Source organism: Methylobacterium sp. 4-46, from assembly GCF_000019365.1.
GTDB lineage: Bacteria > Pseudomonadota > Alphaproteobacteria > Rhizobiales > Beijerinckiaceae > Methylobacterium.
In genome coordinates, this window is record NC_010511.1 from 1097334 (window position 1) to 1122262 (window position 24929).

The window sequence follows — 24929 nt, forward strand, 5'->3', positions numbered from 1 at the left end:
TGCTCCCGTGTTGCAGGCCTCAACACGGGGCAGCGCAGGGCACGGCGACCGGTTCCTCGCCAGGCCCGCTCAGCCTCCGATCGCGCTGACGACACGCTCGATGTCGTCGATGGCGGCGCGGATCCGTGCCGTCCGCTCCTGCAGGGCCGCGACCTTCTCGGGCCCGGGCTCGGCATCCGTCCACCAGCGGCACCCGTCGACCGTCTGAAGCAGGCGACCGAGGCGCTCGTGCTCTCGCTTGAGGTCGGCGGCAAACTCCTCATTACAGCCCATCTCACTGTCCCTCCGCGGATCACAGATAGAACAACGCGAGTGGATCCTCGGCGGACCCACGTCACGCCGACGTTCGGACGGGAGAGGGGGTCGTCGAGTGTTGCCGGCTCCACGGGGAAACACCGCAACGGGTCTCGTTCGAGGATCTTTTGTGCCGGCTGGTCAGCGTCCCGTGCCACGAGTCCTCGCTCCCCGTTTCGGCACGCCGTCCCGCCGTGTCGCGCCACCTCGCGACACCGGAGGCATCCGGATGGGCGTCCCGCTCGGGCGGTGATCTCCGCGCCGGCGCGCCGGGCGACATTGCCCCGCGCCTCGCAGCGAAGGCCGTCGCCCTCGGCACGAAGCCGGCCGCGCGCGGGCGGCGGGATCTCACGGCCCTGCGCGTCGTCGCCGCGACGGGGATTGCCTCTCACGGCCCAGTGTAGCCGAGCGCCGCCGCGGCCTTGCGCAGCCGCACCATCGACGCCGCGTAGCGCCGCTCCAGGCGCTCGGCCTCCTCCGGCTGCGCCCGGTACGGGTCGGCATTGTCCTCGTCGTCCGAGAGCTTGATCAGGATCGCCCCGAGATTGCCACTCGCGATGAGGGCCGCGACCCGCTCGGCGCAGGTCCGGCCATCGTCCGACGGCGTGAGCAGTTGCACCATCTCGATCACGGGCTCGGCAAAGCCGGCCGCTCTCAGGTCCTCCGCGGTAGTGGGGGTGTCCTCGACCACATCGTGCAGCCATGCAGCCTGGACGATCGCATCCACATCCGTGCTCAGCCCGGCCTGCCGGGCGTGCCGAGCCCGGATCTCGGCCACCGCCACCACGCGATCCAGGTGCTCGATGAAGGGCTCGCCCGCCTCGTCGACCTGCCCGGCGTGCTGGATGCGGGCCAGGGCTTTCGCGTCGGCACTCGTCATCATGGGCCGCCCCTCGGATCCGTCACACCATCCGAAGGATTAACTCAGTCCCGGAGGATGCGCTGCGGAGGCAGCGTCGTTGGGCGGGCCGCGCCTGCAGGATCGCGGTCCGGACGGCCATGCGCATCTCGGCCTCGGACGGGTCACGGGCCGGATCTGGACCGACGCCCGGCGCCACGGGATGCCCGTCGGGCATCCCGCCGTGGTTAAGATCTCGTTAACCATTCCGGCCCACACTCTCGCCTGCCGTGCTGAACCCCCATCCGGCACGGCGGCCCGGGTTCACCTCGTTCTCGCCTTGCAGGGATCCCGGGCCGGTGCCCTTCTATCCGAGACCGACCTCGCTCCCCGGCGGGGGCGAAGGCAGCGACCGCCTGACATCCCCGATCCAGCGGTCGGTCGTTGCAGCCAGCGGCCGGGCTCCGCCCCCCACAGCGGGCCCGGCCGCCGCACCTCCACGCAACAGCCCGCCATGGGACCTCGCGGGCATGGCGGCTTGCGCGGACCGGCCCAGGGCCAGCCGTGGAGGCCGTGCCTTCCCCGGTCCGACTGGACCAACGAGAGTGTCACGGCGGCGCGGGGCGGTGTTGATCTCGCTCAGTGGGTGAGCTTCCCTGCCCGCGCGGAGGCAGCGATCACGGGCGCTTTCCCCGCTTCTCCTCAGCGTCGAGGCCGATCTCCACGAGCCGCACCCGCTCCTCAGGCCGCCGCGCTGAAGGACTGACCTGTTCCAGGTCGGGGGAGGCACGGAGGGGCTTGATGCGGACCGCCAACGCGTGCGCGCCCTAGCCGCAAGACCTTGGCGCTTCGCCTTTCGCGCCTCAATCGGGTCGATCCCCTCCGCGCATAACTTTCGGCGGACAAGTGCCTTGTCGCGGGCCTCCGCGAGCGAGAATGGCGAGGCTGAGCCGAGCCCCATAGCTCGCGCCCTGCCGCGCAGGGTGAAGCGGAAGATCCAGCTCTTGGCTCCGTTGCCCGTCACCTGTAGCCACGGGCCGCCACCGTCGCCGGACATCCCCGGCGTCCTCAGCGTCGCGACCCTCACGGTGGAAAGCGTCCCGGTCATGCCTGCTGTTCTCACGCTCCTCCCCGCACCGTCATCGCGCGTTTCGGCGAGCTCCTGCGGCGCATCACGGACGACGGGCTGTGCCTTCCTCGGCCATTCAAGGGACTTAGCGGTCACATGCGCACCAGTACGGACGGTCAGCTCGCGGATCTTCTCGCCAATCTGGGGTAAATTAATGAATCTTTAGAACGGCTTAGTAAAAATTACATCTTACACATCCACGATTTTACCCACATCGGATCGGCGGCTTGAGGCGGACGCCTATGGGTGCCCGCGAACGATGGTTGCGGCGGTGGGTCGCGCTTGGGTTCAGGCCGCCTGACGGCACCGCTCGATGCGATCGAGCCTGACGCTGGCCCCGCATGCTACAAACCACACCTGTGGGGGTCTGACCGGCAGAGCGGTGTGCCCTCAAGGACCGGCAGCAAGTCCGAGAGGGGCCTGCGGCTTGCCGGTCAGGCAGCCCTGCCCCTGCGCGCAGCCCTCGACCTCCACGAAGGCGAACTGCGCGGGCGTCTCCACACCCTCGGCCGTCACGGTCATGCTGAGCCGCAGCACCGACTCGCCGGGCGTCACGACCGGACCCGTCTCCTCCACGAGGGGGACGAACACGCCCGGGCCGAGCTGGCCACGGGTCGAGTGGTTCCAGCGCACCAGCGCCTCGACCGCGACAATCGCCCGGGAGGCAACGTCGAGGGCCGGCTGGTAGTGCAGCAAGAACTCGCCGAGTCGCTGGCCGAGGGCATCCGGACCGGTCACCCGAGCATGCCGGAATTCCAGCTTGACCGAGGTCTGGTGGAGGATGTGATCCGCTATCTCGCCAGCCTGGAGCGGTGAGCCGTCCGGCTGCCCTCGACCGAGAATGGGCGAGGATCAGCTGGGCTGAGAGCTCACCGGCGGGACGCCTCCCGCCTGCCCATGCAGGGTGCCCTCGATCCGTGGGGATCTCCTCGGCCTGCCCGGCTCCGACCGCGGCGGGCTCTTTGCTGCTCCGTACACCCCATCACGCCCATGAAGGTTTTGGCGAAGGTGCGCTTGCCAACGGGCTGGAACCCTTTCCGCAAGCACCTTGTTGCGTCCTTCACAAAGCAGAGGGAGGCGACGTCATGCGCCCGTATGCATTGGGCATTGCTGCCGCGGCGGCACTATTTATTGTGCCGGTCACAGCCTTCTCACAGGGGATCGAGATCGGGCCGGGCGGTGTTCGCTTCGGAGATGGAGGTCGCGGGGGCGGTCGATGTGAGCAGCTCAGGCGAGCATGCGAGAACAAGGACGAATTGGGTGAGCGCGGCGAGGGCAACTGCCGGCGCTACCGTGAAGAGTGTGGACGTCGCTCGCGCCGCGATCTCTGCGCGGAACTGCGCCAAGCCTGCCTCAACAAGGATGAGCTAGGCGAGCGTGGACGCGGCAACTGCCGTCAGTATCGCGAGACCTGCCGGTAGTCCACACGAGTTCCCTAGGCTCAATCTGTGGAGCGCCCAAATGCGCAAGGCCCTCATTGCTGCAACCTGCCTTCTTGTACTGCCGCTCCCGGTGATCGCTCAAAGCTCATCACGGGATGAAGACAGAGGCAGGTCATACGACCGCGGCAACAGCAGAAGGGATGATACGCGATACCGCCCCAATGAGGATTGGGATCGGTCCTATTGGCATGGCTATGGAGCCGAAGCGCCGGGGGGAGGCTCTTCGTTTCACATCAGGATGGGTGACGCGAAAATCCATGTCAGATGCGGCCCTCGCGAAACGCTGAAGGACTGCGTGGACGCCGCCACTACCCTGCTCGACAAAGCGCGGTCGCTGCCAGTGACGGGAAGCGCGAACACGGGATCCGGGAACGCGCCATCGAAGCCATAGTCGGCAGAGCGACCGGGCCCGGTCGCTCTGCCTCCGACCCCCTCATGACTAAGGGACCGTTCGGGGAGCCCTGGCCTCGCCCCCGAGCCCAAGCCGCGGGAGGCCAGACGAGGCCTAGAGCAGCACCCGATCACGTTGCAACCGGGTGCCGCTCTCGATCTTTGATCTTGCCGCATTTTCTGTGACGAACCGGCATCCACTTCGTCGGAAAATGCTCTCGACGCGCGGCTTGGCGCCCGTGCCGGCCTTCAGGTCGATGAGGAACCCGGCCATCCCGAGTGCTCAGGCGATCAAGTCAGACAAACAGCCGCCGCGACGGGCGACCCGCGGTCGCCGTGCATCGCGATCGGACCCCGCGCCGTCGCTCCCGCCCAGAATTGGTTCGGCTCCGGCCCCGAGTCGGATAGGGACCGCGCCCATGTCATCGCGGAGCCCGTCGGACGGTCGATTGCTGGTCTACGGAGAGCGGAGGTGCTCCGGGCCCTCTGCACCTGCCCTGGTGGCCGCCAGAGCCACGATGGCCGGCGTCCAGGCAGCGGGGCTGGCCGGCATCGTCGACGTGATCCTGACGGTTCGGGACGACGTCACGCTCGAGGTCTCGTTCATCGCGACGCTTCGTGAGCGCCGGAAAGGCCATGCCGGTCAGGCGATCGGGATCATGACCCAGGCAGCCGATGCCGCCGGGGTGCTGCTGATCCTCAAGGCGCAGGGCTGCCCGCCGAAGGGAGCGCGCCGTGTCCTTGGCACGTACGAGCTCGTGCGGTTCTACGAGCGCCGAGGGTTTCGCGTCCTCTCCGCAGCCTACGGCGGAGGCGTCCTGATGGAGCGCCCACCGAAGCGTCAGAAGCCCGCGAGCAGGTGCGCGGCCTGATCCGCTCCTCAGGAGGCCCGGCCGCCACCGTTACGGTTTGGTCGCGGGCGAGGGGTTGGTCGGCGTGGCGGGAGAGGGTGGCGTCGGAGCCGCCGGGCTCCCGGTCGGCGGGCTTGCCGGCGCGGCGGTCGTGGCTGCCGGCGGGTTGGCCGTGTTGGTCGTGTCGGCCTTCTTCTCATCCTTGCACGCGGTGAGCGCGAGCAGCGCGATGAAGGGTAACAGGGTGCGTGCACGCATTGTCGTTCCTCCTCATGGGAACTCTCCCAGGGACCAAGGAACGCGATGTTGCTGAAGTGGTTCGGGATCGAACGCTGGAAGGCCACCCGGCGCGTATCAGCCATCCGGGCCGCCGGCCCGACTTGGCAAGACGGGATCGCCGCGGCGCTGCACGCGCGCGGCATCCTGGCGCCGCGCGGTGGGGCTTGGCGGGACGTACAGATCCACCGTGTGCTGGGTGGCGGGTGGGCGTGGCAGCGGGCCGTAAGGAAACCGGTGACGGAGACCCTCGGCCCGCCGGTGGCCCCTCCGCTCCGAGCGCTCGGGGCGGAGGGTTGGAGTGCCACGCCCAGGAGGTAGCTCGCCTGCGTCTGCGCCCCATGCGCGGTGAATACGGACCTTGGGGCTGATTAGGGGCCATCCCTGCGGTGAGTGCTCGCCCAAAACAGATCGTGCGCATCCGACGTGATCGTGCTGTCAAGGACGGCGAAGCTCACGTCGACCACCAAGAACAGAACGCTGACGCCGATCATGGCGAGCGTCTGGACGGGGCTGAAACCGCGCTCCCGCAGCCGGCAGTAGACGTGCATGTGTCGCTTTGGGCCGGGACCAATCAGGAGGTGAAGGCGGCCGAGCCGACGGGTCGGGTCAGACTCGGCCGCGCACTCGCTTGCCCCGAAACGCAACGCGGGCCAGCGATCTCGCAATCCAAGAGGGGCGACGGCCCTGCGATCTTGCGAGGGGATAGGCCGTCACTGTCGCCGTGCTGGGGACAACTCGGTGAGCAACAGACTGCCGCAGGATGGTTGAGGAAGTGCTGCCAACAGCAGAGCGCCCGGCTACGGAGTCGGGACCGTGAGCCGGGCGTCGTGTCGTCCTAATCGCTCCTGTTGTCTGCCGGACCAATTCCGGCAGGCTCTGAGCGTTCGAGCAGGGCTTTTCGGGACGGCGTTAAATGCTGTGACTCGCGCCGAGCCGCACGCCGCCCAAAGAAAGAGGCCGCCCTGGTAAGAGCGGCCCGAAGTCTAGGGAGGAAACGCCCACGAAGGGCAATCCTCATGTGGGAAGCGCCCTATCATCGTGACGTGCGCAAGCGATGGAAGTACAGGGGGCGTGAGACCGGCCGAGACAGCCAAACGCAGCCGCACGCCATGAAATTTACGCAAAATTTGGCGGAGATGACATCATTTCTGGAGGCCGTGGAGGGTACCCTATGGTTGATTACGTTTTGGAAGGTCCTCGATGGGGCGGCGGATCATACGGCTCAAGCGGGGGTATCGTAACTTGGTCAGTTGATAATACTGTACCAGGTTCATTTGCTCCCGTAATACAAGCCGCCTTCTCGAAGTGGTCTCAATACGGAAACATTCGCTTCCAGCAGGTTGACCATATGGCTGGCGCCAACATAGCTATTAGCGACAACTATATAGATGGGCTAGACAGGATTCTTGGACAGACAAATTACACATTTTCCGGGCAGAATTTTCAGTCGGCAACAATTCAATTCGACAGCGGAGAGCACTGGACCGCGTCAAACGGAAGTATATTGAGCAGCGACGGCTTTAACCTTTATGATGTTGCCTTGCACGAAATTGGGCATGCCATTGGCATAGGGCACTACGACGCCTCACCGGCAGTCATGAACACATTTCTAAATTCGTCTGTCACAAATCCTGTGACATCAGATATAGATGCTATCAGGGCGCTATATGGGGCTGCTCTCACGACCACGACCAGACTAGGTGGTGATTTTAACAGCGACGGAACAACCGATGTGCTCTGGCACGATACAGCCGGTCACATTAACGCATGGCTGCTCGGCAGCAATGGCCAGATTATTTCAACTCCAAACATCGGAACCGTTGGTTCTGAGTGGAGCATTAGAGGCAATGGGGATTTCAACGGGGATGATAAAACCGATATTCTGTGGCAGGATACGGCCGGGCACATCAACGAATGGCTGATGGGCAGTAACGGTCAGGTCACGTCCGCGCCCAACATCGGAACCATCGGTTCCGAATGGTCGGTGCAGGGTATCGGTGACCTGAACGGAGATGGCCGGTCCGACATCCTTTGGCGCGATACGGCCGGGCACGTCAACGAATGGCTGCTCGGCAGCGATGGCAAGGTCACCTCGGCTCCCAACATCGGAACTGTTGGCTCTGAGTGGACCGTGAAAGGCGTGGCCGATCTCAACGGGGACGGCATCAGCGACATCCTCTGGCAGGATACGGCCGGGCACGTCAACGAATGGCTGATGGGCAGCAACGGTCAGGTGTCCTCGGCACCCACCATCGGCACGATCGGCGGCGAGTGGACATTGCTGGGAACGGGCGACTTCAACGGCGACGGCACCAGTGATCTGCTCTGGCGAGATGCGGCCGGCCACGTGAATGAGTGGCTGATGGGCAGCAACGGTCGGGCGTCCTCGGCACCTAATATTGGCACGATTGGCTCGGAGTGGTCGCTGATCGGGACGGGCGACTATAACGGTGACAGCCGAACTGACTTGATGTGGCGGGACACAGCCGGGCACGTAAACGAGTGGCAGCTCAACAGCAGTGGTCAGGTCGCATCAGCGCCAAATATCGGGACGATCGCCTCGAATTGGACTGCTGTTGCCTAATTCATCTCACGCGTGACCTGCAGGACCGACTTGGCCCTGCAGGTCACACGAGGTTGCGCTTTACATGCCGGTGACTGCGGCAAGCTGAGTTGCGCTCCACCGGCCCATCACACCCGCCTTCACCAACGATGAGTTGTCTCGCTCGGAACACGGTTGTATTCATCCCCGCGCGAGGCGGCGCGGGACGGGTAAGCGGGTTTATGAAGCCATCCGCTTGGCGATCTCGGCGAGGTGCGCCCGGCTGCACCCGGTCGCCTGGATCTGCGACCACGTCATTCGGCACGGCCGATTGAGGCCTGCAGGGCGCCCTGGAGCGGTTTCGGCGGGGATGCGCGAACCGAGATTGCGCGGAGTGGGATCGGCCCGTGCTGAGAGCGCAACCGCGAGGAGAGCCGCGCGGTCGAGGTAAGGCGCCAGCTCATCCTCACGCTCCCGTCGAGCGCGGGCGCTCAGGCCGGCGAACCGTCGAAGCAATCGCTGGGGTGCATCGTCGAGGAGCAGCCCCGGCGGTGCAGGGTCGGCCGGTGGCGGCACGTGGCGTGTGGTCCGGCGGGCGGAGGTCACGAAAGCCACGCTGCCGCGACACGCGGTCGGGGAAGACAAACGCGGCGGTAAGCGCGCCAATTCGACCCGTTAAACTTTGGTTAAAACACAGATGAGCTACGGTTATACTTAGTGCAGTAGAAGCATGATTATAGCAAGGCTTGCACTCGCGGTGCTGAGAAGGCCGATGCTTGCTATCGTTTCTGCGATCATCTCCGCCCCCTTGTGCTTCTTGAGACTGGCCATACCGGTCGTCGGGTGATTTGGCAACTCGGATTGGCGGCCTAATTCATGATCAGGTCGCACACATACATGGTCAGTAATCAGGTTGCACACGGTCCGATCGACGACCTTAAGTGCCTCGGATTATTAACTGCCAAGCTGTCCCGATCACGCACCGTGAGGTGCAGTCGGCTGTGGATCAACCCCGGTCGGTGCGACAAACTCAGCACAGAACGTTGCCCCCAGTGTGTCACTGTGAGCACACTGGCGACATGTCCTGTGGTTGCCCCACGTCGCACTTCGAGCTCTGGCTCCTCTGGCCGCGGCCGGACGGCGCGGGTGTCGTGACCGATCATGAGGATCTGGGTGTCGCCACCAAAGAGGAAGCGTTTGCAGCCGCCGCAGCCCGGGCTCGCGAACTGTTCTCGCAGTCTGACGGGGTGGTCATGCTGCTGGACGGATCGGGTAAGCTGATCTGGTCGAAGCGGTGCGGCATGCCTCGGCCGGGCGACTCCGTCGGCTTCTGAGTGCAGCGGACTGCGCGGTCACCGGGATCTGACGCAGTAGGTTGCGGCGATCACGGCGGGGCCGCGGGGCGGCGTCGCCCCGCCGCGACCCGCTTGGCGATCTTGGCGATGCGGGCCCGGCTGCACCCGGCCGCCGCCTGAACCTGAGACCACGTCAGCCCGGCGGTGAGCATCGCGGCGATGCCTGCGTTGCGCTCCGTGTCCTCGACCCGGCCCCCGGTACAGGCCCTGCGCCTTCGCCCGCGCCTGCCCCTGAGCCTGCCGGCGGCGCCGGTCCTCGTCGTCCTTGCGCGCCACCGCCGCGAGCACGTCCAGCATCATCCCGTTGACCGCCTCGAACATCCGGGCCGTGAACGCGTTGCCGTTGCCCGCCGCCGTCATCCAGCTCGTCGGCGGGTCGAGGGCGACCACGCGGATGCGCCGGTCAGCGACCTCGCGCTCCAGCCGCTCCCAGTCCGCTACCGTGAGGCGGGAGAGCCGGTCGACCTGCTCGGTGAGCAAGCACGTCGCCGGGGTGGGCATCGGCGAGCAGGCGGAACAGGGCCGGGCGCTCGAGGCAGGCGCCGCTCTCGGTCTCGGCGTACCACGCGGCGATCCGGAGCCCCCGCTCGGCGGCGAAGGCTTCGAGCTGCTGACGGGCGCGCTGGGCGTCCTGCTCGTCGGTGGAGGCCCGGAGGAGGTGCACAGGCGGGCCGATCGGTCCGCTATGGATGGTTCACTGAGCGGCGGTTCGCTTTGAATGGTCAAGCGGGCCTTCTTGAACCAGCTCCGGGCTGGTTCTCCGGGGGCAGACCCATCCAGAACCGATGCGGGTATGTCGGGAGCCGGGCAGTCATCTCCGCAATGGCTCCATGATGAGATCGATCGACACACTGCATGGCAAATTTTGTCGATCTCGCAGTTATTATTTTGCATTTCTGTCTTGTTTATCTATGGCTTTTCTTATAATTTTTCTAATATGCTCTCGAATTCTCTCGCTTCGCTCTGATGAATTGTCAGTCGCGTCATGTGCTTCAGCCTTGATCGGATCGTGCATCGATAGGGTTCCCGGCGCCAGAGAGCGTGCATACTCAACAAGTAGCCCAGCCTCTTAGGTAGGACGGCATGTCGGTGTGACTACACAACCTACTCTGCCGTAAATCTGCTACATAGTGCAACGCTCCCAAAGTCAGGCAGTCGTTATGGCCATATTTGATCGTGCAGTTAATTTCATGAAACTTCGGTATAAGGATTAAGTTTCCATAAACCAAACATGCGTATTAGCTCGGTGTCGAATACGTAGGCTGCCGGACGGAGCCGCGCACTCCCGACTGCGCAGAAAAGGGCCACCTGATGCAGCCTAACTCAAGGTTTACAGCATAAACACTCTTCTTACACCAAAGATCTCACCAATCGATCGTGTGACGAGTGCAGCAGATTGGTTCCTTAACGAACTTAACGTTTCCGATAATGTCGAAAGAGCATTCCTTGAAACGCCACCATAACAAATACGCTGACCAAGTGTCGAAGAATTGAGAGGCAGCCTCATGTTGACCGAGCCAGCCTCTAGAGCACCAAGTATAAAATAATTCGCCTTGGATCGTCGTGCCGTGGCGTTTGTAGTTGTGGGTCGTGGTGCTGGCGCGGCCGGGCTTCATCGGCAGACTGGGCTGGCTGCGGTCGAGGACCTGGATCTGGCTCTTGTCGTCGACCGACAGCACGACCGCATGGGCAGGCGGGTCGACCGAGAGGCCGACCACGTCGCGCAGCTTTGGCACGAAGTCGGGGTCGGGGGAGAGCTTAAACTGCTGCAAGCGGTGCGGCGCGAGCCCGTGCGCTTTCCAGATGCGTTGGACGGACGAGACGCTGATCCCGATCGCCTTGGCCATGGCGGCGGCCGTCCAGTGCGTGGCCTCCTGCGGGGGCTCAGTCGCGGTCACCGCCACCACACGGTTGATGACGTCCTGCCCGCTGGGCGGCACGCGAGAGGGCCGGGTCTTGTCCCCCGGAAAGCGTTAGACCCTTGCCGCGGCGGACCGCTTCTGCCAGCGCCAGACGCAGATCTTTGATGCCCCGGTCCTGCGCATAATCTCGACTAGAGCAGCACCCGATCACGTTGCAATCGGGTACTGCTCTAGGTCTTTGATCTTGCCGCATTTTCTGCGACGAACCGGCATCCACTTCGTCGGAAAATGCTCTAGCTCACGTCGTTTAACGCTCGTCTGAAAAGCCCCGATTGAACGGCTCAAACGGGCGCGGGTTGGGCTACTGTGGTGTCTCATGAGTTGGGTCCGAACAGACGCCCGGCGGCAGGGCGCAGCCGCCGGGCGTTCTGCTGCGGGTAAGACTTCGCTAACCATCCCAGCCAACCCTCTCACCTGCTAGGCTGAACACCCAGCCGGCACGGCGGCGGCCCGATGCTCCGGGATGAGATCTCCGGGCCGCCGCCCCGAATTCCGAGACCGCCCGCTCGCGTCGTCGCAGGTTCGAGCGTGCGAAGACAGCGACCGATTGACCGCCCAAGACCTCAGGCGGGCCGGTTGCTGTAGCTGGCGGCCGAGCTCGCTGTGCAGGCTGGACCCGGCCGCTGCACTGTTTCAGCACATCCGCAAGCCGTCCTGGCGCGCTACCACTCCGCCCCGGGCCAGCTCGGGCGGGCCTTCGTGGTCGATCGCGTCGCGCTCGCGGCTCTTGAAGCCCCCGGGTTCTTTGAGGGGATCGAGGTCCCCGGCTCGGCCTTCCGGGCCACCGCGCGGGCTACGGTGCCGGCCGGTGCAAGGGCGGTTCGGCCGTGACTCCCTTGCCCGCCTTCGCTACGGCCAACGCAGCCGCTCAGCGGGCCCGCGGCGGACTCTCGTGGGACGGCCCGACACACTCTACTCGGACCGCGGCCGATAATTAGGTCAGAGGCCCTGTCTTGTAACTATGAACATTGCAGAGTTGAATTGAGAGTAGGTCGATTTTTGCGCCGCAGAGAGCGATGAGGGAAGGCTATGGCTAGGATCGAAGGTGGGTGCCTCTGCGGTGCCGTTCGCTACCGGTCCGAGGCTGAACCGGCCATGCAGGTCATATGTCACTGCAAAACCTGCCAGAAGAATTCTGGATCAGCCTTCTCCATGAACGTGGCGATACCTCAAGATAGTCTCACCACACAGGGTGACGCATTGCGGCCCTATATTGACCACAGCGGCGCGAGCGGGCAGCCGTTTTACCGCTACTACTGCAGTAGCTGCGGCTCGCATATCTACAGTCATGGCGCAGCCTATGGACCGGTTGCATTCATCAAGGCAGGAACGCTTGATGACGCGACATGGCTCGCCCCGTCGGTGCACATTTGGGTTGCCGAAAAGCTTCCCTGGGTATCTATCCCAGACGGTACTACGCAATATCCAGGAAATCCGAGCTGACAGCTGAAAGGTTGGTTAGGCGCGGGCCGCCCCGGGCTTCACGTCGAGATCGTGTCCCTTGGAATAACCCAGGAGCGGCGAGGCCGCCGAGACAGACCGAAACGTCGATGCCGCTCCAGTCCGGGACGACGATGACCACGACGCAGGCGGTGATCGGGTCGAGAACGCGGACCTGGGCCACGAGCGCTCCCCGCTGCTGAGCCGTCGGTAAGCGTGGCTGGGATCGTGAGGCTTTCGAGGCGGCTGAGGTCAGAAGCCGCCGTCGTCCCCGCTGGTCTAGGCAGAGGCCCACCGGGTCAAGTGGCGCACACCGCAGCGTGGCAGGGCTCTTCGCGATCTCCTCCCCGACCTCAGGCCGCTCCTCAGGAGCGGCCTTCTTTCATCCTGCCGGACCTCATGCGCGAGGCGTCCCGTTCGCGTAAGCGCGAGGCTGGAACGCGCTCGGGGGGCTGACCCAGCTCAACGACAGTGCCGTGACGCCTTGTCAGAGTGCTACTCGGTCGAGCCCCGAAGCTGAGCGATGAGAAGCTCTCGGCCTACGGAGCAAAGGCAAACGGCCACGAGCGCCCCGTGAGGAAAAGCGCAGGGCGAAGGCAACCGGGGAGGGTCTGAATGACGACGCTGCACCTGACGCATGCAGCCGCACTGGCTCATCTTGCGCCTCTGGGCCATCCCGAGCGAGCGGATCGCATCCGGGTCGTCGAGCGAACCCTGGAACAGGAGCGCTTCGCGGGCTTGGTCCGAGAGCAGTCGCCGCTCGTCGCGCGCACGGCCCTGATCCGCGCGCATGACGAAGCCTATGTCGCAGCCATGATCGAGGGCCTCAGGCGGGGCGACTGTGTGCTGGCGGATGACGACACGCCTGCCTCGCCGGGCACCTTGGAGGCGGTCCTGCGCAGTGCCGGCGCTGCCGTGCAAGCGGTCGACGAGGTCATGACCGGACAGGTGCGGAACGCCTTCTCGGCCATGCGTCCGCCTGGCCACCATGCCGGGCGCGCGCGCGCCACGGGCTTCTGCTTCTTCAACAACGTCGCCGTCGCAGCCCGCCACGCTCAGGCCGTCCACGGCGCCGCGCGGATCGCCATCGTGGACTGGGATGCCCATCACGGGGACGGAACCCAGGAGATCTTCTGGAGCGACGCGAGCGTCCTCTTCTGCTCGACGCATCAGTGGCCTCTCTACCCGGGTTCGGGTGCTGTGTCCGAGCGCGGCGAACACGACACGATCGTGAATGTGCCACTCCCTCCCGGTGCTGACGGCACGATGTTCCGCGAGTCCCTCGATGTGGCGGTGCTGCCCAGGATCAGGGCCTTTCGCCCAGACCTTATCCTGATCTCGGCCGGGTTCGACGCGCATTGGCGGGACCCGTTGTCGGACCTGAACCTCACAGAAGCAGATTTCGGCTGGGCGACACAGCGGCTCGTAGACATCGCCGACCAGGTGAGTGGGGCGCGCATGGTATCACTGCTGGAGGGCGGCTATGATCTGATCGGCTTGGCGAGGTCGGCGGAGGCCCACGTCGCGGCCCTGATGGCCCCTCCCTCGCGTTCTATCGGGTACTGGGAAGACTCGCGGGCCCAGGCTTCTGCCTGAGATGGCCGATAAGAACGGAAGACGACAAGGCTGCTTCAGTCCACGCGTACAGCACGGGACGAAGCTGCATTCGCGGACGTCCCTTTGTGCTGATGATCACAGCGGCTTTGCTCACCGACGCGTATCGTGTGCATACTTTGGTTATGAAACAGATTTCCCCCGAGACAGCGCGGATCGACACCGTTGACAGTATGAACCAGAGCAATGAAAAGATCAAATTGGCCGTGCTTCTCGGTTTTATCGCAGTCGGCGCAACGAATTTCATTGCGTTTAGTATCGCAGCTGCTTTTCTCGGGGGCGACGCTGGAAATGGCAAGATCGTAAACGGACACTATTTTCTGGGAAGTCACGGCACTTACACCGAAGTGAGTGAGGCAGTTTTCACTTACAGCCTGTGGCACGTTCGAAGCCTCTTCATCACCCATCCGCTGGCCGGGTTGGCGGTATTGTCATTGTTCAAGACGAAATGCTCTACCTCTCATGGGTCGACCACGGATGGGCTTGCGTTTTACGTCCGAATTTATGGGTGCCTTGTGCGCAGCATAGGGCGACGCTTCAGACGTCGCCTCTAAGTTTTTCAACAAAATCCAGCCGTAGCGGACCTCGCGCGTGGCTATCGAGCGTCAGACCTGATCCACGAGGAAGCCCGCGAGTCTGCCGATTAAGGGGGCGGCCCGAGGCGAAAAGCCCGTCTCCGGCCAACCTTGAGGTCTGTAGCCGGCGTCCAGCCCGGATCAGGCCAGGCAGCTGATAGGTCCCGGTTCGCGCGATCCCGAGCCGCCGGGCGATCTCGGCTGGGCCGAGCCCTTCCACCTGCAGCGCGCACCCGCGCCGCGTCGATCGCGGGCGCGACCGTTGCTCTAGCTCAACGACGACGTCGCGGCTGCGCGCATGATCGGATCGCAGCGCTGCGTCTTCTGACCTCATCAGGAGCCAGTGCTGCCGGCGGGCCGGGGGTTCTAACGTTCGATGGCAAACCCGGCTCGCTGCCCCTGTTGCGCTGCCGAGAGCTATTTCGCCTGGCTGCTGGTCATTACCCAGGGGGGGTCCGGCCCGGTGTCGGAGCCGGCTGAGCTTGCTTGCGATGTATGGGCCGATGCGGGAGGCGATCAGGCGCCGATGGTCTTGAGGAGGGTGGCGAAGGTGCCGGTCCCCGAGAGGCGGGCGGTGTCGACGACCGTGCGCACGTCTGCCTCACCCTTGGCCGCCCACATCGCGCGCCGGCTCGGGGCGGACAGGATGTCCGACAGCCGCCGCTCCAGCGACCGGCCGCTCCAGCGACCGGCGCTTGGCCGAGAGCGTCGAGGCGGCCAGATCGGTGACGCGCTCGGCCAGGCTGAACACCGACCCGAGCCACAGTTGCAGGCGCAGCGGCACCGGGTCGTCGCTCACCTCGACCGCGTAGGCGACGTCACGAGCCAGATGCGCCAGGCAGGTCTGGTGCCGCACGCCGTGGCCCTGCTGGGCGGTGTAGCGGTCAGAGATCCACACCGCGGGCCGGTGCCCGTCCATCATCGCGTGCACGATGGAGGCAGCCCGCGTCGGGGCGGCCTGATGCACCACCGCTTCGTCCGAGCGGAACACCCGACGGTACGCGTTGCTGCCTTCGATCCGGACGCCAGTCTCGTCCGAGGGTCCACACCTGCATCCGCCGCACCCCGTTCCTGCCCTGGACCGGCCTCGGCTCGAAGGCGCTGCCGGGGCTGCGGGGCCGCGGACTCGCGCTCTATCTCGGGTTCCAGGACCTGAAGCGGCGCCTCACCGGCCGCGGCGCCCCCTGGCGGCCGGTCGGGCCGGTCGCCGTCGACGCTCCAGCCTACACTTAGACCTGAGAGATACTGCGCGGCCGACGCTCGTCTCCGCCGCGCAGCCCTCTATCGTCCACGCATCCTGCGAGGCTCGATAGGCTGGCCCTGGCCACCAGCATCAACTCAAGCCGGTGGCCAGGGCGCCCGATCGCGGCGGCGCTCTCTCAACGCTTGCCGCGTCAGGGATCCGCGACCGGTTCTTCGCGCCCGGCCTGGGCGGGTTCAGCAAGGCCCCCGGCCTCGGCCTCAGCCCTCCCGCGGTCACTCCGCCAGGACGGGCTTGTTGGCCTCGGCGGCCTCCAAATCCCTGTTGACCCTCAACGTCATCGCGACGATGCCCCCGGCGAGGGTGCAGCCGCCCAGGACAAGCAACCCGGCGGTGAAGTTGCCCGTCAGATCTTTGAGATAGCCCATTACGTAAGGCCCCGCGAAGCCGGACAGATTCCCGATCGAGTTGATTGCCGCTATCCCGGCCGCGGCCGAGGTGCCCGTCAGAAAGGCGCTCGGGATCGGCCACAGAAGCGGTGGCGTCGCTGACACCCCGATCTGGCTCAGGCACAACAAACCAAGCACCAGGACCGGGCTCGAGACCAGCCCTGCGCCCGCGACACCGACAGCGGCGAGGACCATGGCAAAGCACACATGCTCCCGACGCTTCAGCGTGCGATCGGAGTTGCGGCCCAGGAGAACCATCCCGACCGCGCCGAACACGAACGGCAGCGCGGAGAGCAGGCCGGTCTGGAAGTTGCTGACGCCGAAGCCCTTGACGATGGTGGGCAGGAAGAACGCGACCCCGTAGCTGGCCGCGTTCAGGCAAAAGTAGACGAACGAGCACGCCAGCACCCGCGGATCGGAGAGCGCCTTGCCAATGCTGAGGTGCTCGACGGCGGTCTTCTGCTTGCGCTCTGCCTCGAGGCGCGCCTCGAGCCATGCCTTCTCGTCATCCGGCAGCCAAGCCGCGAGGGCCGGCCGATCAGTGAGGTAGAGAATGACCGCGAGCGCCATCACGATCGACGGCAGGGCCTCGAGGATGAACAGCCACTGCCAACCGTCGAGCCCGGCGCCGGTGACGTTCAGCAGGGCCCCCGATACTGGCGCACCGACGATCGAGGAGAAGGGGATGGCCAGCATGAACAGCGCCACCACACGGGCGCGGTAGACGGAGGGAAACCAGAGCGTGAGATAGAAGATGATGCCGGGGAAGAAGCCCGCCTCGGCGATGCCGAGCAAGAAGCGCAGGATGTAGAACACCCACTCGCTTGAGACCCCAGTTGCCTTCGAAATCGGAGCAATGAAGGCAAACATGGCGGAGATGATGCCCCAGCTCAGCATAATGCGAGCGATCCACAACCGCGCTCCGAACTTGTCCAGAGCGAGGTTGGAAGGCACCTCCAGCAGGAAATAGGCAATGAAAAAGAGACCGGCCCCGAAGCCGTAAGCAGACTCCGACAGCCCGATGGCCGCATTCATTTGTAACTTAGCGAAGCCAACATTCACCCGATCTAGGTAAGCGACAAAATAGCAGACAAATAGGAACGGCATCAGCCGCCACATGACTCTGCGAATGGCTCTGGTCTCGATCTCTTCCATGACGAACTCCCTCCCTTGCTCTTGTATTGTTGCAGATCTGAGACTCCGTGGTTTCCTACCAGAGATTTGGGCGGAGGCGAGTGCTGAGATCTGCGCCGGACCGCGCACACGGGGAGGACGGAGCCGCAGATCAAACCGGAAGCCGCGACGCCGTTCCAAGGCACCAAGTTGCTCGTCGACATTGGGAGCGTGATGAGCCCCAGGGAGCACTTGCTCCTTGCCGTCTCTCCAGTGCGTGCTCATGCGAGCGGTGGGGCACTCTGCCCTGCTTGGTGGGCCGAGACGCGGGCTGCTCAAGCCACGCTACCCTCCTGCCTGAGCGAGGAGGTGAACGGCATGGCGTCCAAGAAGACGGTGAGCGTTGCCAATCTGACGGCACTCGGCGCCGAGCGCCTCGCGAAGATCCTCATCGAACTCGCAGACGAGAACGCTCAGGTGAAGCGGCGCCTGCGTCTCGAATTTGCAGCAGAAGCCAGGGAGACAGCATCGCTGCCCAGATTGGCAAGCACCTCACTTCACCAATGTTGCTAGAGCATTTTCCGACGAAGTGGATGCCGGTTCGTCGCAGAAAATGCGGCAAGATCAAAGACCTAGAGCAGTACCCGATTGCAACGTGATCGGGTACTGCTCTAGTGGTCCAAATCTGACGCTTGATACCTGCCGCGAGGGGCTGCTTCCGACCCCAGGCGGTCCTGAGGAGGTCCGCTTTCAGGCTGCTTGGTGAACCAGAGACGTGAGACCGGAACAGATGGATTTGCGACCGTCCGCTCTACGGATGCAAATTGCTGGGCGAACGTCGCGATCCGGCCTGTGGTAACCGCTTGTGCATCCACCGAAACTCAAGCCACGTGCGCTTGCCCTGGATCGTAAGGGTTCCATTTCGCCGGGGCGGCCCATCGCACGGGTCGCCTCACGACCGGAGAGGAACGGATGTTGGTCTCACGATGCGGGCATGCCCTGGTCGCGGGCGTCATGCTGCCTCTCGTCATGGGCCTCCCGGCCGTGGCACAGGACGCCTCGACAGCCGAGCAGACCATCGACGTGATGAACACCTTGTTCGGCAAGCACCCGGGCAAGCGGGCCAACCACGCCAAGGGCGTGGTCGCCGAGGGCAGCTTCACCCCGTCGGCCGACGCGGCAACGATCAGCAAGGCGTCCCTCTTCAAGGGGACGGCCGTGCCAGTGACCATCCGCTTCTCGGACGCGACCGGCGTCCCAACGATTGCGGATGGCGCGGCTAACGCTAATCCCCATGGCATGGCGCTCAAGTTCAAGCTCGGCGACGGGTCGGACATGGACGTCGTCGCAAACTCCCTTGCCTACTTCCCTGTTGCTACAGGTGAGGAGTTCCGCGACCTGCTGAAGGCGGTGTCCGAGAGCGGGCCCGATGCGAAGAAGCCGACCGCGCTGGAGCGCTTCGTCGCCACCCACCCCGCCGCTGCCACGGCCGGCAAGACGGCCAAGACCCCGTCGAGCTTCGCCCGACAGACATACAACGGCGTGAACGCCTTCATCTTCGTGGACAAGCACGGCACGCGGCAGCCGTTCCGCTTCCGGTTCGTGCCCGCCCAGGGCGAGGAGATCCTGTCCGCTGAGGAGGCGGCCAAGCGAGATCCGAACTACCTGATGGCTGAGATTGGCCCTCGCATCGCCAAGGAGCCCGCGAAGTTCCGAGTACTGGCGCAACTTGCCGAGGCAGGGGACCCAACCAACGACGCCACGAAGCCGTGGCCGGAGAGCCGGAAGATGGTCGACCTTGGCACCCTGACGGTCACCAAGGCTGTGCCGGACAGCGCAGAGGCCGAGAAGGCGCTGCTGTTCATGCCGAACGCACTCACCGAGGGTATCGAGGTCTCGGACGATCCCCTCATCGATGCGCGCGTCCAAGCCTACGCAGTGTCGTTCAGCCGACGCTCGCAGTAGGCGCCGGACACCGCGGGCGCCGCTGCGCTTAGCGCGCGGTTCCGGCGGCTGGGGCGGGGGTTCCGGCGGGGCGGTTCGTGTCCGGGGCGCCGGTGCGGGCGCCGTTCTTCGTGGCACCCGAGCCGGACAGGCCGCCCGCACCTACGCTCCCCGTGGGCGTGCCGGCCTCGCTTCGGTCTCGGGCCGGCGACTTGGCGGCTCCCTGGTCCTCCGCCGCTCCAGCGCTTCCTGCCAGACTGGTGAGAAGCGCCGCGCCGAGGAGGACTGCCCGTCCGGTTGCTCTCATGATGCGTCCGCTCCCGATCGTGGTGATCTGCGATTGCTGTCCTGCGTGACCAACAGGAGACGTTCGGCAACGTTCCGGGGGACGCGGCGGTTGGGTGTTCTCCAAGGTGCCGACGATCCGCAAGGACGGGCGGGAGGCCACAGCAGATCAGCGCAGGACCGCCAGCCACGCGCCGACGAGGTCTTGGCTTGCGAGAACCATCCCAACGGTCGCGATCAGCACGCCGACCAATACGAGGAGGGCCGAGACGAGTGACAGGCTGCGCTTGCGCGCGGCCTGTCGCGATCGGAACGAGCTCCGCACCTACTCGACTGCGGCCTTGGACCTGCCGGCCTTGGACCTGCGCGGCCTCCCGCGCTTGGCCGGCTTGCTCCCGCTTGCATCCGAGGTGGCTGCATTCGCGGCGGCCCGATCGCGCCGGATCTGGCCGAGGCCGAGGGCCTTCGCGAGCGCGGAACGCGCCTTGGCGTAGTTTTCCGGCACCATCGGGTACGTCGGCGGCAGCCCGAACTTCTCCCGGTACTCGGCGGGCGTCATTCCGTGGCCGGTCAGGTGCCGCTTCAGCGATTTATAGGGCTTGCCATCGATGAAGCTGATTAGGGCATCTGGCGTGATGGACTTCTTGATCTGGGCAGGGGTCGCCTTCGGCGCCTCCTCAACGGCCGGGGGCGGCGGGTTCAGCACGTTGCCGAGTGCCTCGTATACGCGCGTGAGCAGGGCGGGCAGATCAGTCATCCGCACGCTGTTGTTCGCTACGTACGCAGAGACGATGTCGCTCGTGAGTTCTAGAGAGCTGCTGGAGACGGGGCCGGTCATTTGTTGATCCCTGGCGGACACCAACTCCTGGACTCGACAGAGCATTTGGTCAATGCGGTGAATCTGGGATCGACAGGAAATTCGGCGGCAGATCCTGCGGGTACCGGCCGTGACTTGATGAAGAGCAAAAATCCCAAGCCCGAGTGAACTTATGGATCGGGTTCGCCGTTCGTGGGTGGGTCCCAGTCAAGGAGCCGTGCAGATGGGTATCTTGGACAAGGCATGGAGTCCCGGACGGATCGTCGAGATGGGCACGTACGGGCTGGTCCGCTACGCCAAGATGAGCAACGGCGAAACGATCTGGTGGGGGATGGAGGAGACGGTACCCCAGCAGGTGGCGCTGGCGGCCTGGGCCACGGAGGCCGAAGCCAAGCAATCACGCGCCGCTGCGGCGCGGGAGCGAGTAGCCGGCTGAACGCATGGACACAGGAGCGCGGAACGCGCCTGTGGACCGAGCGCTGCTCCTCGGCGTGTGCCTCGACCCGCGCTGCCGGCACGACCTGCATCGCCTGCGCTCGAGCAGCACCCGATCACGTTGCAATCAGGTACTGCTCTCGGTCTTTGATCTTGCCGCATTTTCTGCGACGAACCGGCATCCACCTCGTCGGAAAATGCTCTGGCCGCGATCGTGCCTCTCGGTCCATCACGAAAGCGGTCACCTGGTATCAGGACGCGGGCCAGGCCTACGTGCAGGCTGATCTGGACGGCAATGCCGCCAACGGGGCGGAGCTCAAGATCCAGCTCGCGGGCAAGCTCGCGCTGGTCAGCTCGGACTTGCTCCTGGCCTGAGCTGGGCATCGCCGTGAGAAGGTCGTGGGGAGCCTGCTAAGCCCCCTACGCCACCTCTGTTGGCGGGTTCGCTTGGTCGCGGCCCTTACCTTTGTGCAGCGCAGACGATCTGACCAGGTATACTCACGGAGACAGAAACAGCAGGGCTCAAAATGCCGTCCGCGTGAGTTGCCTGCGACGTGCGGACGTGAGTCTATATGAACGCTTTCCTTGTAGACACAAGCAGATAGAGCAGAACTGGAGTGGCGTTCGTCCGTTCTCTCGCTCCGGTTGGCCGAGGTGTGCGCCTCAATCGCTGTTTGACGTCGCACCCGGTCTTCATGCAAATATGGTATGCATGAACATGCGTTGCCAAGTAGCGTAGGCTTGGCGCCAGGCAGACCCGGGCTGCTGAAGAGCGTCGAGCTGGCGCTTCACATGCGAGCTGTACGGCCTGTGGGAGTGCGACATGGCGAAAGCTCCATCGTCCGCAGTTGTACTCGGAGCCAGCATAGCGGGGTTGCTCGCCGCACGAGTTCTCAGACAGCATTTCGACCGCGTCACGCTCGTCGAGCGCGATACCCTGCCGGACGAGCCCGCCGTGCGCAAAGGCGTGCCGCAGGGTGCCCACGCGCACGGGCTGCTCGCAGGTGGGTACCGCATCCTGGATGCGTATTTCCCGGACATGATGGACGAGTTGGAGGCGCTCGGCGCGCCTCGCGGCGATGTCGCGGGGGACTTTCTCTGGTTTCAGTACGGCCGCTGGAAGCTGCGCCACGATGCCGGGCTGCCTGGCATGGTCGTGAGCCGTCCCAGTCTGGAGACTGCCATCCGCCGCCGGGTCACGGCGCTGCCGAATGTCGACCTGCTGCACGCGGAAGCGAAGCAGCCGAAGTTCGATCCCGCGACCGGCAGCGTTGTTGGCCTCGTCGTGGAGAGGCACGGGTTTCCTGCCGCTGAGGAGATCCGAGCTGATCTGGTCGTCGATGCGAGTGGGCGAGGCTCTCAATCACCCAAATGGCTTGAGCAGTGGGGCTACGGTCGCCCACAAGAGGCTGCGGTATCGGTCGACGTCGGGTACGCCACGCGCGTCTTCCGGCGGCGACCGGGAGAGTTGTACGGCTCCTTCGGCGCTATCATCGCGTCGACGCCGCCTGCGGGGAAGCGCATGGGCGGCCTCATGGGCGTGGAGGGCGACCGCTGGATCGTCACGCTCGGCGGCAGCGCCGGTGATCATCCCCCGACCGACGAGGAGGGCTGGAACCGCTTCGCCGCGAGCCTGCCGGTGTCGGCGCTCTACGACATCGTCACCTCCGCTTGCCCCCTGACGGGGATCCAACAATTCCGATTCCCAGCCAATCGACGGCGGCTGTACGAGCGAATGCGCCGCTTCCCGGGCGGGTACCTCGTGCTGGGCGATGCACTCTGCAGCTTCAATCCCATCTACGGCCAGGGCATGACCGTCGCGGCCAGCGAGGCACAGGCGCTTGATGACGTTTTGGCGAGCGGTCGCGAGGGTTTGGCGCGGCGCTTCTACGCGCGAACTCGCCGGATCGTCGACATTCCCTGGACCATCGCGACGGCCGAAGATCTCCGGTTTCCGGAGATCGAAGGGAAGCGTCCACCCGGGACCGCGCTGGTGAACAGGTACCTGGAGCGCGTTCATGCGGTAGCTTCCTGCGATCCCCTGGTCTGCCGCAAATTCTTCGAAGTCGTTAATCTCTTGGCGCCTCCAAGTGATTTGTTTTCACCGAAATTGATCTGGCGGATTCTCAGGCCCTTAGCCGATCAGGGCGAAAACTCGCCACTTCAGGCGCACCGATTAGGCTTAGATCGCGCCCAGATACCTTGATCTGATTGCCGGGTCTGGGAGGACGAAGCACCTGATTACATGCGTGCGAGGGCTCAAGCCGTGATTCTGTACCACTTCAGCGATGCGTGGGGGTTCGACCCGAGCCCCTTCTGCGGCAAGGTCCAGGCCTATCTCCGGCTGGCTGGCCTCCCCTACGAGGGCCGCACCGGTCTGGCCGAGTTCCGCCGTGCACCGCGCAAGCAGTTGCCCTACATCGACGACGACGGTGTGATCGTTGCCGACAGCCAGCGCATCATCGAGCATGTCAAGGCGAAGTACGGTGACAGGCTGGACGGGTGGCTCGGCCCCGAGCAAGCGGCCATCGGTCACGCGGTCAGCCGGATGCTCGAAGGCGGGAATTACTGGATCGGTGTGTACAGCCGCTGGTTCGAAGACGATGTCTGGAGGATCTACAAGCCGGTAGTGCTCGGTGCTCTGCCGGCCCTAATCCGACCAGTTTTCGCCGCTGCACTACGCCGCGACTACCGCCGGCGGCTTCGCGGCGTTGGCTTATCACTTAGACCTGCTGAGGAGATTTATGAGCTGGGCAGACGGGACATATCAGCGCTTGCTGGAATTCTGGTTGATAAGCCATTCCTTCTCGGCGAGAGAGTCTCTTCGTTCGATGCAACTGTCTACGGTTTTCTCGCGAATGGATTTTACACGCCTCTTCCTGGACCGTTTCGATCCATGATCAGCGAGCATGACAATGTCGTTGCGTACGTGGAGCGGCTGCGCAGAATGACTCAATTGCCGAAACTCTGATCCGAGCGTATGCGGTGTTCTCAGGCCACGGCCTTGGCGGTGGGCATGGCGGGGTAGACCCAGGGCAGCAGCTCGTCGCGGCGGCTGTTGGGATGCCCCTCGACGCTGCGGGAGATCACGTCAGCGAGGTAGCCGCGCGGCTCGATGCCGGCGAGCTTGCACGTCTCGACCAGTGAGGCGATCACCGCCCAGTGCTCCGCCCCGCCATCCGAGCCGGCAAACAGGGCATTCTTTCTCGTCAAGGCCGGGGGCCGGGTGGTGCGCTCGACCACCTTCGAGTCGATCTCGACTCGCCCGTCAAGCTGCCCCGCCTTCGTGCGACCTCGACCCGGGTCGAGCACCGGCGCGGTGGTCTCGTCCGCGAACAGCTTGCCCGAGGCCCTCAGCTGCTCCAGCAACCGCGCGTGCACCGGCCGCAGCGGGAAGGCGGCGCGCCCGACCCAGTCGGCCAGGGTCGAGCGGTCGAGGTAAACGCCTTGGCGGGCGAGGATCTACGCCTGCTGGTAGAGCGGCAGGTGATCGGCGAACTTGGAGACGAGGACCTGCGCGACGAGGTCGTCGGTGGGCAGCCCGCCCTCGATCAGTCGCGCGGGCGCGGGCGCCTGCACGACGACGTCCTCGCAGGCGCGGCAGGCGCGGCAGGCGCGGCAGGCGTAGCGCGGACGCCGGATCACCAGCACACGGACCTGGGCCGGCACCACGTCGAGGCGCTCGGACAGGTCCTCGCCAATCCGATGCAGGGTACCCGAGCAACAGGGGCAAACGGTGCTCGCGATGTCGATCACGCGCTCGACACGCGGCAGGTGGGCGGGAAGCGCGCCACCTCGGACACCACCGCACCCGGCAGGAGCGTCTCTTCCAGGATGCGCGCCTTGGCCTCCGCCGACCAGGTCCGTCGCCCGCCGGCACCGGTGATCACCTCGAAGCGGCGCACGCGCTCCGGCTCAAGCGTAAGGTCAAGTCCAGACACAAGCGGATCCCGGGTTCGAAGCAGGAACCGCCAGGATCACACCTCAGGCGCAGGCCCGAATGGTGGCCCGGAA

At 64.9% G+C, this 24929-nt stretch carries 21 protein-coding genes and 5 pseudogenes; 12 read left to right on the forward strand and 14 right to left on the reverse strand.

The features are described from left to right. Positions 1-69: 69 nt before the first annotated feature. The 5 genes and pseudogenes from M446_RS04665 to M446_RS37980 all read right to left on the reverse strand — a co-directional run bounded on the left by M446_RS04665 (position 70) and on the right by M446_RS37980 (position 4367). Positions 70-273 (reverse strand): hypothetical protein, encoded by a 204-nt coding sequence (locus tag M446_RS04665; RefSeq protein WP_012330934.1) that lies wholly within the window; start codon positions 271-273, stop codon positions 70-72. A gap of 409 nt (positions 274-682) precedes the next feature. Next, positions 683-1177, reverse strand: coding sequence for an HD domain-containing protein (locus tag M446_RS04670; protein WP_012330935.1), 495 nt, complete (start codon positions 1175-1177; stop codon positions 683-685). Positions 1178-1955: 778 nt separating this feature from the next. Then, positions 1956-2240: pseudogene (locus tag M446_RS36765) on the reverse strand (Arm DNA-binding domain-containing protein); the annotation flags it as partial. A 411-nt stretch (positions 2241-2651) separates the two neighbouring features. Next, a complete protein-coding gene (locus M446_RS04675) occupies positions 2652-2999 on the reverse strand; it encodes an EAL domain-containing protein (protein ID WP_265576530.1) in 348 nt (115 codons plus the stop codon). A 1209-nt stretch (positions 3000-4208) separates the two neighbouring features. Next, complete coding sequence (locus tag M446_RS37980) at positions 4209-4367, reverse strand: hypothetical protein (protein ID WP_168169133.1); 159 nt, start codon at positions 4365-4367, stop codon at positions 4209-4211. 244 nt (positions 4368-4611) lie between these two features. Between M446_RS37980 and M446_RS04685 the strand changes: the two genes are divergently transcribed. Then, complete coding sequence (locus M446_RS04685; protein WP_265576531.1) at positions 4612-4965, forward strand: hypothetical protein; 354 nt, start codon at positions 4612-4614, stop codon at positions 4963-4965. Positions 4966-4995: 30 nt separating this feature from the next. On the opposite strand, the gene M446_RS34705 is transcribed toward M446_RS04685, so the two are convergent. Both M446_RS34705 and M446_RS04695 read right to left on the reverse strand, forming a co-directional pair. Continuing rightward, on the reverse strand, positions 4996-5202 hold the full coding sequence (locus tag M446_RS34705; protein WP_026190899.1) for a hypothetical protein: 207 nt from the start codon (positions 5200-5202) through the stop codon (positions 4996-4998). A gap of 389 nt (positions 5203-5591) precedes the next feature. Further along, positions 5592-5771, reverse strand: a complete 180-nt coding sequence (locus M446_RS04695; protein WP_018262509.1) for a hypothetical protein — start codon at positions 5769-5771, stop codon at positions 5592-5594. 623 nt (positions 5772-6394) lie between these two features. Here M446_RS04695 and M446_RS34710 point away from each other — a divergent pair. Then, positions 6395-7807, forward strand: a complete 1413-nt coding sequence (locus M446_RS34710) for an FG-GAP-like repeat-containing protein (protein ID WP_012330939.1) — start codon at positions 6395-6397, stop codon at positions 7805-7807. Between the two features lie 1109 nt (positions 7808-8916). After that, positions 8917-9099 (forward strand): hypothetical protein, encoded by a 183-nt coding sequence (locus M446_RS04705; protein WP_236728793.1) that lies wholly within the window; start codon positions 8917-8919, stop codon positions 9097-9099. Positions 9100-9149: 50 nt separating this feature from the next. On the opposite strand, the pseudogene M446_RS04710 reads toward M446_RS04705, so the two are convergent. Both M446_RS04710 and M446_RS38725 read right to left on the reverse strand, forming a co-directional pair. After that, positions 9150-9784, reverse strand: a pseudogene (locus M446_RS04710) (recombinase family protein). An 895-nt stretch (positions 9785-10679) separates the two neighbouring features. Then, positions 10680-11186, reverse strand: a pseudogene (locus M446_RS38725) (IS630 family transposase); the annotation flags it as partial. Positions 11187-12137: 951 nt separating this feature from the next. Between M446_RS38725 and M446_RS39605 the strand changes: the two are divergent. The 3 genes from M446_RS39605 to M446_RS36770 all read left to right on the forward strand — a co-directional run bounded on the left by M446_RS39605 (position 12138) and on the right by M446_RS36770 (position 14650). Continuing rightward, positions 12138-12485, forward strand: a complete 348-nt coding sequence (locus M446_RS39605) for a GFA family protein (RefSeq protein WP_415926911.1) — start codon at positions 12138-12140, stop codon at positions 12483-12485. Positions 12486-13097: 612 nt separating this feature from the next. After that, positions 13098-14078 carry a histone deacetylase family protein gene (locus M446_RS04720; RefSeq protein WP_012330943.1) on the forward strand — a complete coding sequence of 327 codons (981 nt, stop codon included), beginning with the start codon at positions 13098-13100 and terminating at the stop codon, positions 14076-14078. Between the two features lie 86 nt (positions 14079-14164). Then, positions 14165-14650 (forward strand): hypothetical protein, encoded by a 486-nt coding sequence (locus tag M446_RS36770; RefSeq protein ID WP_150108574.1) that lies wholly within the window; start codon positions 14165-14167, stop codon positions 14648-14650. Between the two features lie 537 nt (positions 14651-15187). On the opposite strand, the pseudogene M446_RS04725 reads toward M446_RS36770, so the two are convergent. Both M446_RS04725 and M446_RS04730 read right to left on the reverse strand, forming a co-directional pair. Further along, positions 15188-15710, reverse strand: a pseudogene (locus M446_RS04725) (IS66 family transposase); the annotation flags it as partial. A gap of 437 nt (positions 15711-16147) precedes the next feature. Further along, complete coding sequence (locus tag M446_RS04730; protein ID WP_012330945.1) at positions 16148-17476, reverse strand: MFS transporter; 1329 nt, start codon at positions 17474-17476, stop codon at positions 16148-16150. Positions 17477-17812: 336 nt separating this feature from the next. Here M446_RS04730 and M446_RS36775 point away from each other — a divergent pair, with 336 nt between their 5' ends. Then, complete coding sequence (locus M446_RS36775) at positions 17813-18007, forward strand: DUF6880 family protein (RefSeq protein WP_150108575.1); 195 nt, start codon at positions 17813-17815, stop codon at positions 18005-18007. A 399-nt stretch (positions 18008-18406) separates the two neighbouring features. Beyond that, complete coding sequence (locus tag M446_RS04735; RefSeq protein ID WP_012330946.1) at positions 18407-19399, forward strand: catalase family peroxidase; 993 nt, start codon at positions 18407-18409, stop codon at positions 19397-19399. A 589-nt stretch (positions 19400-19988) separates the two neighbouring features. Here the strand turns inward: M446_RS04735 and M446_RS04740 are convergent. Continuing rightward, positions 19989-20501: a MucR family transcriptional regulator gene (locus M446_RS04740; protein ID WP_012330948.1), complete on the reverse strand. Its 513-nt coding sequence runs from the start codon at positions 20499-20501 to the stop codon at positions 19989-19991. A gap of 202 nt (positions 20502-20703) precedes the next feature. Here M446_RS04740 and M446_RS04745 point away from each other — a divergent pair, with 202 nt between their 5' ends. From M446_RS04745 to M446_RS04755, 4 genes are all read left to right on the forward strand, one after another. Further along, the gene (locus M446_RS04745; RefSeq protein ID WP_012330949.1) at positions 20704-20916 is read left to right on the forward strand and encodes a hypothetical protein; all 213 of its coding nucleotides are present in this window, start codon (positions 20704-20706) and stop codon (positions 20914-20916) included. A 152-nt stretch (positions 20917-21068) separates the two neighbouring features. After that, positions 21069-21290 (forward strand): hypothetical protein, encoded by a 222-nt coding sequence (locus M446_RS36780; protein WP_150108576.1) that lies wholly within the window; start codon positions 21069-21071, stop codon positions 21288-21290. A gap of 448 nt (positions 21291-21738) precedes the next feature. Further along, positions 21739-23121 (forward strand): NAD(P)/FAD-dependent oxidoreductase, encoded by a 1383-nt coding sequence (locus tag M446_RS04750; RefSeq protein ID WP_012330951.1) that lies wholly within the window; start codon positions 21739-21741, stop codon positions 23119-23121. 60 nt (positions 23122-23181) lie between these two features. Continuing rightward, a complete protein-coding gene (locus tag M446_RS04755; protein WP_265576532.1) occupies positions 23182-23886 on the forward strand; it encodes a glutathione S-transferase family protein in 705 nt (234 codons plus the stop codon). A gap of 20 nt (positions 23887-23906) precedes the next feature. Here M446_RS04755 and M446_RS34735 read toward each other — a convergent pair. Further along, positions 23907-24707: pseudogene (locus M446_RS34735) on the reverse strand (IS66 family transposase); the annotation flags it as partial. Next, positions 24668-24856, reverse strand: a complete 189-nt coding sequence (locus tag M446_RS04770) for a transposase (RefSeq protein ID WP_150108577.1) — start codon at positions 24854-24856, stop codon at positions 24668-24670. The gene M446_RS04770 and the pseudogene M446_RS34735, both read right to left, overlap by 40 nt. Positions 24857-24929 lie beyond the last annotated feature (73 nt).